Annotated in this window: 3 protein-coding genes; 1 reads left to right on the forward strand and 2 read right to left on the reverse strand. The window is 46.3% G+C overall.

All coding sequences use genetic code 11. The features are described 5' to 3' along the window. Nucleotides 1–378 (reverse strand): cyclic nucleotide-binding domain-containing protein (locus LD39_RS09010; RefSeq protein WP_035545402.1); only part of this gene is annotated, 378 nt, incomplete at its 3' end. An 82-nt stretch (nt 379–460) separates the two neighbouring features. On the opposite strand from LD39_RS09010, the gene LD39_RS09015 reads away from it, so the two are divergent. Then, entirely contained in the window at nt 461–1,639 is a 1,179-nt protein-coding gene (locus tag LD39_RS09015; RefSeq protein ID WP_035545404.1) for an MFS transporter, read from the forward strand. Between the two features lie 83 nt (nt 1,640–1,722). On the opposite strand, the gene LD39_RS09020 is transcribed toward LD39_RS09015, so the two are convergent. Continuing rightward, nucleotides 1,723–2,189 (reverse strand): Gfo/Idh/MocA family oxidoreductase (locus LD39_RS09020; RefSeq protein WP_035545405.1); only part of this gene is annotated, 467 nt, incomplete at its 5' end.

A 2,189-nucleotide genomic window follows, 5' to 3' on the forward strand; every position in this document is an offset into this window, starting at 1 on the left:
CTCGAGGAGGAATTTTGTATCCTCCAGCAGCTGTTTGCGGAAGCGCTGAAGAGGAATCGCATAGCAGATCGTCTTCGTTGAGGTTTGGATGCCTTTTGTGTAGTAAATTTCATTGACGAGCTCCATTTCACCGATGTATTCCTCGGCGTTTATAAAATTAATCAGCGAGCTCTTCCCGTTTTGATACGTGACGTAAATCTTCGCTTTTCCCTCGATCACGTAAAATAAATAGTCCGGGCGCATGCCTTCTTTGATGATCCATTCATCCCGCTGATATTCATGAACTTCGATAAATTCTTCGATTGGAAAAGAAAACAGATCGGAAATCGGATGTACCTGTAAATAGCGCTGCCTCTTTTGGTTCGTGATTTTTTTCATTTTCATCCATCCAAACTATGAGATATCTCATATTATTGTAGGGGTCATCCTGATATGATGCAATCATTGGAGGAATGGAACAATGAACACATATCGCTGGATGAGCAGACAATTTTTCAGTTTTTATTTTACGTGGGGAATCTTTCTCCCTTATTTTACAGGGTGGATGATTCATACGAAGGGAATGACGGTATCACAGGCAAGCTTAATCATGAGCTTAGGGCTTGTCGTCCGCGGCTTATCGACCTTATCTGCCTTCCCTAAGCTATCCGATAAATTCAGCAGTATACGCCTCATCAATGCGATGACGCTCGGCACCATTATCGCCCTGCTGGTATCGATTCTGGCCAACTCGTTTACGAGTTTGCTTGTCGTTGTATTATTTATAAACTTTCTATATCCAACCTTGATGCCTGCCTTAGATACCGCAGCTGGTGTCCTCGTCCAGCATCGACAGCTGTACGACTACGGAAAGAGCCGTTCGTGGGGTTCGCTCGGATTCGTCGCTGGCGGGATGATCCTTACTTTGTTTACAGGGAAATTTGGCGACGAAGCGATCTTATGGGGTCTGCTCGCTGGCTTATTGATCTTTATGTGCCTCGGTTTCCTGCGAGCGCCTCAGGTCTTATCTGAAAAGCCGCAGGCCGATAAGAGAACCAAAGGCGGCATGCTTAAGGTGTTCAAGGTGAAGCACTTTGGCATCGTCCTGGTCGTTGTCATCCTCCTGCAGGCAGCCCACGCTTCGTACTACAACTATGGCTATATTTACTTACAGGAAATAGAGACACCAACCTATTTAATTGGCGCGATCATTAATATTGCCGTGATCGCAGAGATTATCTTCTTCATGATGGCCGACAAGGCGTTTCGCAATTTCACACCAGGTTCGCTCTTGATCTTAGCCGCTTTCGGTTCGACGATCCGCTGGATTCTCGTATTTGCTTTTCCAAGCGTCGCCATCTTCTCGATTTCCCAGGTGCTTCATGCCTGCTCGTTTGCGATGGGGCACTATGCATTCATGCAATACTTGATCAAAAATATTGCCCCAGAATTGGTCCCAAAAGCGCAGGGCATCTACGCAGCTTTGGCGCTAAGCTGGAGTACAGCCGTCTTTACGGTTTTTGGCGGATTCTTATATGAGATTGAGCCTGGATACGCGTTTCTCGGAATGATCGTATCTACAGTTCCATCGTTGCTGTTTGCGATCGTTTATAAAAAGCTTGAGCGAAAAAGCGAGCTGGAGGCTGAAATGGCGGGGTAAGAATATAAAAAAGTGCCAGACCCCTACTTTGTTAAAGCATTAACGTCATGGGGGCCTGGCACTTTCTTCATGTTCCGCATTCCCTATTTTCCAACGATGGCATCCATCACCCAGTTCGTTCGCGCACCCGACTCTCCTGTACTTGGACATAAGCTTTTGTCCTCTGTCAGTTCTTTAACGATCGTTTCAACAAGCGGCTGATGAACATGCTGCGGCCGTTCAAAACTCCACTCTTCTGTCCCTTCAGCAGTGGTCAAAACAACAGGGTCATTCCCGAAAGTAGAAAAGCTGATCTTTCCCTTGCTTCCGACGATTTCATTTCGATCGACATCTTCAAACGCCGTAAAACACCACTTTCCAGTACCATGAACGCCAGATTCAAATTGATATGTACCTGTTACGATATCTTCAGCCTCATAGTAACCCGCTTGATTCGATGCAAAACCTTTGGCCTCCTGAATCGGTCCGAGGAGAAAATCGAGAATATCGAGAGTATGACTAGCCAAGTCAAAAAACAATCCGCCGCCAGCCGCTTCTGGTTGAACCCGCC

Source organism: Halobacillus sp. BBL2006, from assembly GCF_000786645.1.
In the GTDB taxonomy this organism is placed as follows: domain Bacteria; phylum Bacillota; class Bacilli; order Bacillales; family Halobacillaceae; genus Halobacillus.

Excerpts from the sequence above, each read along its gene's own strand:
- LD39_RS09015 (WP_035545404.1), top strand. The coding sequence starts at position 461 with ATGAACACATATCGCTGGATGAGCAGACAATTTTTCAGTTTTTATTTT.